Consider the following 7,044-nt stretch of genomic DNA (forward strand, 5'->3'; position numbering starts at 1 on the left):
CGCTGAAGGGACTGGCTGTCAGTCGTCGATCTCGTCCTCAGAGACGCGGCTGCGACCCCAGTCGACGTCGTCTTCCCTCAGCCAGGTCTCGCGCGTGGTCTCTTCGTCCTCGTCATCGTCGTAGTAACCGGAGCGAGTCCCGCCTCGCGGTCCGGTGCCCCGGTTGCTCATGCCACGGCCCGAATTTCCACCGCGGCCGGACGAATTCGAGCCGCTGCCCCGCGTACTGCTGCTGCCCGACTTCGCACCGCTTCGAGCGGGGCTGTTGTTTCCGGTTCCAGTGCCCCTGCCTGCCGTCGAGCCTGTACCACCGCCGGTCTTGCCCGGCCCGAACAGACCACCACCGGTACTAGCAAGGCTGGAGCCGCCGACACCGCTGGTCGTCATCGAGCCGCCGAGGCTCCCCGATGGAGTAGTGACCAATCCAGTACTGCCGGCCAGACCGCCGTGGATCGGGGAGTCGACATCGTCGTATGAGCCGGGTGTCCAGCCGTCGACCGGTTCAAGGTCGTCCGGATCCGCTCCGTTGAGGCCGTCACTGGTATAGCTCATGGCACCGCCCCCGGCAACGCCACCCGCGACGCCGCCGGGAGCACCCGGAGCGCTGCCGCCGGAATTAAGGCCGTCGTTGCCGAAGACCCCGCCGGTAGGCGGCTGGTAGGAGTTATTGCCAGGCATGCCACTCGGCGGAGGCAGAGGAGGATCTTCGAGATCCTCTCGCTGCGCCGCGTACTCATCACCCAGTGTCGCAATAACACGAGCCATCGAGTCGTGCCGGTCGGACAGATACTGTCCGTGCTCCCGCTTCAGCTTGGTGCGGTCCTTCTCCTCCTCTGGAGTGCCGTACTCCATTCCTTTGACCTCTTCAAGCCAAACCTGGTAGTCCTCGTGTTCGGGCCGCGGGTAGAGGTCTTCGTCTCGTGCGCTGGACTGTGCAGTCTCCAGTGCCGTTGCGATACTTGGGATACGGCGATCAGCGGCGTTTCCCAGCGCATCCTCAGTCGCGATACTGTATTCGATCACCTTCGACATACGGCCTTGGAATTCTGCAGCTGCCGTTCCGGTCCACTCGTTCCGTAGGTCGAGCACGTTAGTCTCCAGCTCTTCGCGGGCGCGCTCGAGACCGCCCTTGGCGGTGCTCCACAGCGAGCCGGCTTGCTCGACGCTCCAGGGATCCGCGTCGGTGAAGAGCATGTCCCAGAGTTGTTCGTGCGTATAAGTGTTGCGGTAGTAGTCGAAGCCTTTGCCTTGTGCCATCGTGCGACTTTCTCCTCGGGGCTTGGACCAGGTAAGCCGGGCTTATGCGTTCTCGGAAGGGTCGGTGCCGGGCTGCTCGTCGGCCGGATCGTCCGTCGACTCTTCCGCCTCTTGCTCGGCTACCTCTTCGGCTTCGTGGACATCACTGTCGTCGATGCCCTCGTTCGTATCGAAGCCACTGTCCACAGTCGTGATGTCGGCTGCGACGTTGCCGTCCTCGTCGACATAGCTGGTGGCGATCTCCTCGCTCACGACCTTGCCCGTGTCGTAGCCGTGGTAGATCCGCTCGATCTGGTCCGCCTTGCCCTTGTAGAAGTTCTCGCGGTAGACCTCCGCGAGCTCCTTGGCGTCGTCGAAGGTGCCGAGTTTGAGGTTGAGCGCGTCGACCCGCTGGAACATGGCCGGATCGGGAATGAAGTCGAGTTCACCTCGAATTCGCACGACTTCATGGTTCGTCACCATGCTCTTGGTGTAGCCCAGATCGGTGATCGTGCTCTCCATCTTGGAGATGAACTCGTCGAAGGCTTCCGTGGTCATCGTGACGGATTCGCTGCCGGTGCCGACGGTGACGGTGCCATCGTTGTTCTGCACGTACTGCGTGCCATCGGCGAGGTACTGGACCATGTGTAACCACCTCGGTGAACGGAAGTTCGGTCAGGGGATGGGGGTGCGGGCCGAAGCTTCGCAGTCGATGGGCACGGCCACTCACCTTGTACTGAGTCCAGCATAGCGATCCGGTGCAAGCCGGTCAGTACGGGATTACTCGGTTTGGCACGGATCGGGGAGATTGCGCCGTGGCCGATGTGGAGAGCGCTGGGACGTCGTGATCCATCTGCGAGCCAAGAGGCTCAGCCTGGGTCTAGACGTTCGTGCGCGACCGGCGCGTCAATGCCTGATCTTCGTCAGAAGGGTGTGTGACGCTTTTGGGTGTGCGCAAGGCGCGCACCACAATCCCAACTGCCGGCCGCCGACTGGAAGTCGACGGCGGTCCGACGAGTCCGGACCGCTGTCCGTCGGATTCCCGTTCAAGCGTCCCTCGACCTGATCACCGCCTCCAGCGAGTAGGAGCGTGGCAGGTGGCCGACGTCATATCTCCTGGATGTGCCGGATTCAGGGCCCCCAGAACTTGAACGAGGGGAATGCCAGATCGGCGCGGGCCCGGGGCGCGGTGTCGGCGCCGAGGGGGGAGTGGGCGGGCGGCTGGGGCCAGATCGAGGCGACCCGGGCTCGGAGTTCCGCCCAGTCATCGGGGTCGGCTGTACCGGGGTCGATGGCGACCCGCTCCAAGCCGCCGCCCCGGTAGCGCCAGATGAACAGGCCGTCGTTGGTGACGACGATGGTGTCGCCATGTCGGAGAAGCACCGCGAACGAGAGGTTGATCGGGATGAAACCGGCGACCAGGCGGTAGGTCGCCCTCTGCGGTGTCACGCGGGCGTAGGCGAGGGCTCCGGTGTGGAAGAGTAACGCCGTCACGACTATGACGGCGGCGAAGAGCAGCGCGACCGCGGCCAGGAATAATGGCGGTGCGCCGGCCGTCACGATGATCCCGAGGACGGCTCCCACGAGACCGAAGCAGACGTTCATGGCGATCCGGGCGGGCGAAAAGCGCAGGCGAACCGAGGGGGCATGGCCTGATTGTCCCGTGAATCGGAAGCCTCATGGGTCCGGCACATTCTCAAGGACCTTCTCGCCGTCGATCTCGTGCCCGATGCCGACGGGCGGTGGTTCGTCGGAGACGGACCGCTACGGGCGCATGGGGTGTGTCTGTCACGAGGTGCGGTGGCTTGGCACGATCCGGGGATACAGCCGATGGGTCACCGCTTGTAAACTGAGAGGCGCACCGCCAGCCCGGTGAGTTTGCACGGACGGGTTATGGTGACTGCGGAATCGATCGAAAAAACTCACTGGGATACCCCTGACGGCCTAGATTCCCTAGCGCCTCAGCCCCGGTTCAATCACTAGGAGGTGAACGATGGCCGGTGTCGCAATGGACGAAGAAACAGTCCGCCAGGCAGCCATCGACACTGTTAACGCGAAGCTTTCCGTCGACGGGAACCTCGACACCTTGAAGGCGCTCTGCGATGACCTCGCCGCTTCCTGGACGGGTTCTGGCGCGGCCGCTTTCCAGCGCGTTATGGAGCAGTGGGACGTCAACGCGGCCAAGCTGCTCGACGCCCTGCAGGACATCGCCGACCAGCTCGACTCCAGCGCCGCTGCGACCGCCGAGCAGGACGCCGAGTCCAGCGCGGACTTCGGCGCCTACGACGGTGAACTCTAGGACATCCCTACTCTCTAGGAAAGAGGTGAATCCATAATGACTCGTATCGCAATGAGCTACGAGGAGCTCGAAGCGGCGCACTCGCAGATCCTCTCCCAGTCCGGAGAGATGGAGAGCACGCTGGCCGACCTCCGCAGCCAACTCGACGCCATGGACTGGGAAGGCTCCGACAAGGCGGCCTACGAGGAGTCCAAGCTGCAGTGGGACCAGGCGTTCGAGAAGATCAACGAGATCCTCCAGGGCGTCGGCAACGCGGTGAACAACGCCAAGCAGCGCTACGCGGAGACCGAGGCGGCCAACGCGGCGCGTTTCGGGTAACCACCACCTACCGAGACTTCCTCTCCACATCGAGAAAGAGAAACCCGGGTCGATCGCGGATCACCCGGGTTTCTTGCTGTCGGCAGGAGTGCTAGATCGATTCCCCTTCGGCTTTCACCGGCAGCCGGTCGGCGTCGCGCGTGCCGGGACGCCAGCGCCGGCGGCGGCCCTGGGGGATGACCTTTTTGAGCACCAGGACGAGGATGATCAGTGCGATGGCGCCGCCGAGGCTCGACCAGGCGATGGTCTTCTCGGTCGCCAGCGGGTCCTGGTTGATCGCCAGCGGTTCGAGCTGGCGCGGTTCGACGTCGACCGGCGCGGCCGTTTTCTCGTCGCCGAGGTCGTATGAGGCCGTCAGCGCTTTGGGGATGTTGAGCAGCCCGTGGCCTTGGTATTGGTTCCACTTGTCCGGCGGCGGTGTGGCGGTGGCGATGAGCCGGTCGGTGATCCATTGGGGAGTGGCCACGGTGGACCCGAATTCGCCGATGAGCAGTGCGGCCGCGCCTGCCACGTGGGGTGCGGCGAAGCTGGTGCCTTGGACTGAGGGGACGTAGCCTTCGCCGCTGGGCGAGGGGACGGTGATCTCCACTCCCGGGGCGATCAGGTCGAGGTTGGGTCCGAAGTTCTCCTGGCCGAACAGGTTGCCGATCCGGTTGTAGGCGCCGACCGCGATGGTCTTCTCGTAGTTGGCCGGGTAGTACACCTCGTCCTTCGGTTCGAGGCGGTTGTTCTCATTGTCCATCCACAGTGATTCGTTGCCGGTCGCTGCGACGATGAGGACGTTGTTCTCCCAAGCGTTGTCGACCGCGGCCTCGAGCTCCGCGGTGTGCATGACCGCGATGGAGATGTTGATGACCTGCGCGCCGGCGGCGACCGCGGCGTTGATGGTGGAGGCGATGTGCCTGCTGCGTTCGGGGTCGTTGCCGCCTTCATCGCCGATGGGGTAGACCCGGAACGGGATGATCTGCGCTTTCGGGGCGACTCCCATGAAGCCCACGTCGTCGTGGCCGCCGGCGATGATCGCGGCGACCTGGGTGCCGTGTCCGGCCAGGTCGCATTGGGCGTCGGAGTCGGGGTCGTAGGGGTCGCCTCCGGGGAGGACGTTGCCGTTGAACGTCGGGTGGTCGGCGTTGGTTCCGGAGTCGATGACCGCGACCTTCACCGGTTGTCCTTCGCCGTCGAGGCCTTGGTTGTACTGGTGCGCGAGTTCGAGTCCGCTGGCGTCGACGTGCCATGGGGCCCCGTGCATCGGCTCACCGGGCGTGTCCGGCGGCTCGCATGGGATCTGGTCGAGTCCGGAGCCGGCTCCCGTGGCCCAGTCGCGCAGGTCGGCCTGCGCCGACGCGGGGGTCGCCGTCAGCAGCAGTATGCCGGCGGTGGCGACCGCGGCGGCCGCTGTATAGAGAGGAGAACGCGGGAGGAATCGCACAAGGTCAGTCTAACGTCGGGGCGCCAGGCCGAATGGCCCGTGCACCGCGGCTCGGGTGGCCACCGTGCAGTGGACTTGTCCGCTTACGATAGGTACGACCACTCACCTTCATGATGGAGACGTCGCCAATGACGATGCTGCAGGGGCAAGAGCAAGCTCGCGGCACCGCGTCCGTGCAGGACCAGCAGGGCGGCCCGGTCCCGGACGAGAGCGTCGTGTTCACGACGCGCTCCTCGGGGAGGCTGGGGCCGCTCACCGTCGCGCAACTGATCGCCGTCGAAGTGGCGCTGACGATCGCCTTGGCCTGCCTGGCGTTCTCGCTTCCGGTCCAGGTGGCCGGCGGCGCGGTGGCGCTCCTGATCCTGGTGCTGGCGTTCTGGCGCAAGGGCGACTACTGGTGGTACCAGACCGTGCCGCTGCGTTCGCGGCTGCGTCGGCGGGTGCGTTCGCTCGATCCCGAGCAGCTCACCGAGGTTCTGCACCGCATCGCTCCCGACCTCGGCATCACCGGTGTGGAGAACCGCGACGAGAACGTCGGCATCGGCCACGACAACGGCGGCTGGTTCTCGGTCATCGAGATCGGTTCGACCGACGACGGCACGAAGGCCATTCCCCTTGAGCGCCTGGAGCGGCTGTTCGACGAGACGTCGGTGCCGGTGACGGCCGTGCAGCTGGTCGGCCACACCACCCCGGTCGGTCTGGCGGCCTACGACGACAGCGCCGCGGCCCGCTCGTACCGCGAACTGCTCGGCGACTACCCGGCGGTGGTGCACCACAAGGCGTGGCTGGCCGTCAGGCTCGGCGCCCGCGACGCCCGCGAGGCCACGGCCGAGCGCGGCGGCGAGGTCGACGGCGTCTACAAGGCGCTGGCCTCGACGTCCCAGCGCGTCAGCAAGCTGCTCGGCAACGTCGGCGTCCCCAACCGCATCCTCGACGGCGAAGGCGTCCGCGAGGCGGTGCAGCAGTCGCTCGGTGTGGCGTTCGCGCCGGTTCCCGGTGAGCGCACCGCCGAGGACTGGAGCCATTGGTACGCCGACGGCCTTCGGCATGTCGCCTACCGGGTCACCAAGTGGCCCAGCGACGCCAACGCGCTGCACCGCACGGTCGACGCCCTGTCGGGCGTCCCGGCGGCGTTCGTGACCGTCTCCATTGTGGTCACTGCTGGGGCTTCGGGCAAGGTCAACCCCGACGGCCGCGTCACCGGCCGCCAGCTCGCGGTCGACGCGGTCGTGCGACTGGCGCTCGACCAGGCCTCATGGGAGTCGGCCCAGAACCAGATGCTCAACGTCGCCGACCAGCTCGGCGTCCGGCTGCAGCGACTCGACGGCGAACACGGGCCCGCCGCATACGCTTCCGCCCCGACCGGAGGAGGTCCCCGATGAGCGACCAGCGCAACGGCAACGTCTACGGCGGCGGCAACTACCAGGGCGGCACCTATCAAGGCGGCGCCTACCGCGGCGGCCGCCACCACAGCGACGACGAGGAAGAGCCGCAGAGCGAGCGGCCCGAGCGCCCCTCGGTCGAAGACGACGAGGGCACCGTCAAGGTCACCCGCCCCAGCGCGGGCGCGCCGGCCTCGCCGCCCCGCCCGTCCGAGGGCCCCCGGACCGGACCGCAGCAGCCGCCCTCTCAGCCCACGACTCCCGGCGTCTACGGCGGCGCGGCCTCACCTGCGCGCGCGGGCCAGACCCCGCCACCGGAATCGCCGGCGCGCGGCGGGGCCCCGCCCACGCAGGCGGCGCAGCCGAGGCAGCCGCAGCAC

Annotated in this window: 7 protein-coding genes and 1 pseudogene; 4 read left to right on the forward strand and 4 right to left on the reverse strand. The window is 66.7% G+C overall.

The features are described from left to right. Positions 1-18: 18 nt before the first annotated feature. The 3 genes from ACYVL2_RS17785 to ACYVL2_RS17795 form a co-directional block, all read right to left on the reverse strand. Positions 19-1,257: a WXG100 family type VII secretion target gene (locus ACYVL2_RS17785; protein ID WP_460545806.1), complete on the reverse strand. Its 1,239-nt coding sequence runs from the start codon at positions 1,255-1,257 to the stop codon at positions 19-21. A gap of 42 nt (positions 1,258-1,299) precedes the next feature. Further along, positions 1,300-1,881 (reverse strand): hypothetical protein, encoded by a 582-nt coding sequence (locus ACYVL2_RS17790; protein WP_460545808.1) that lies wholly within the window; start codon positions 1,879-1,881, stop codon positions 1,300-1,302. 486 nt (positions 1,882-2,367) lie between these two features. Then, positions 2,368-2,841, reverse strand: coding sequence for a hypothetical protein (locus tag ACYVL2_RS17795; protein ID WP_460545809.1), 474 nt, complete (start codon positions 2,839-2,841; stop codon positions 2,368-2,370). Positions 2,842-3,229: 388 nt separating this feature from the next. Here ACYVL2_RS17795 and ACYVL2_RS17800 point away from each other — a divergent pair, with 388 nt between their 5' ends. Together ACYVL2_RS17800 and ACYVL2_RS17805 are read left to right on the forward strand one after the other, a co-directional pair. Further along, positions 3,230-3,535 carry a WXG100 family type VII secretion target gene (locus tag ACYVL2_RS17800; RefSeq protein ID WP_460545811.1) on the forward strand — a complete coding sequence of 102 codons (306 nt, stop codon included), beginning with the start codon at positions 3,230-3,232 and terminating at the stop codon, positions 3,533-3,535. Positions 3,536-3,571: 36 nt separating this feature from the next. Beyond that, positions 3,572-3,853: a WXG100 family type VII secretion target gene (locus ACYVL2_RS17805; RefSeq protein WP_460545813.1), complete on the forward strand. Its 282-nt coding sequence runs from the start codon at positions 3,572-3,574 to the stop codon at positions 3,851-3,853. A 91-nt stretch (positions 3,854-3,944) separates the two neighbouring features. Here ACYVL2_RS17805 and ACYVL2_RS17810 read toward each other — a convergent pair whose 3' ends face one another. After that, positions 3,945-5,282: a S8 family peptidase gene (locus tag ACYVL2_RS17810; RefSeq protein ID WP_460545815.1), complete on the reverse strand. Its 1,338-nt coding sequence runs from the start codon at positions 5,280-5,282 to the stop codon at positions 3,945-3,947. A gap of 128 nt (positions 5,283-5,410) precedes the next feature. Between ACYVL2_RS17810 and eccE the strand changes: the two genes are divergently transcribed. Continuing rightward, positions 5,411-6,664 carry a type VII secretion protein EccE gene (gene eccE / locus ACYVL2_RS17815; protein WP_460545817.1) on the forward strand — a complete coding sequence of 418 codons (1,254 nt, stop codon included), beginning with the start codon at positions 5,411-5,413 and terminating at the stop codon, positions 6,662-6,664. Beyond that, positions 6,661-7,044 (forward strand): annotated as a pseudogene (locus ACYVL2_RS17820) (hypothetical protein); the annotation flags it as partial. The gene eccE and the pseudogene ACYVL2_RS17820, both read left to right, overlap by 4 nt.

It is taken from the genome of Glycomyces halotolerans, assembly GCF_054779575.1.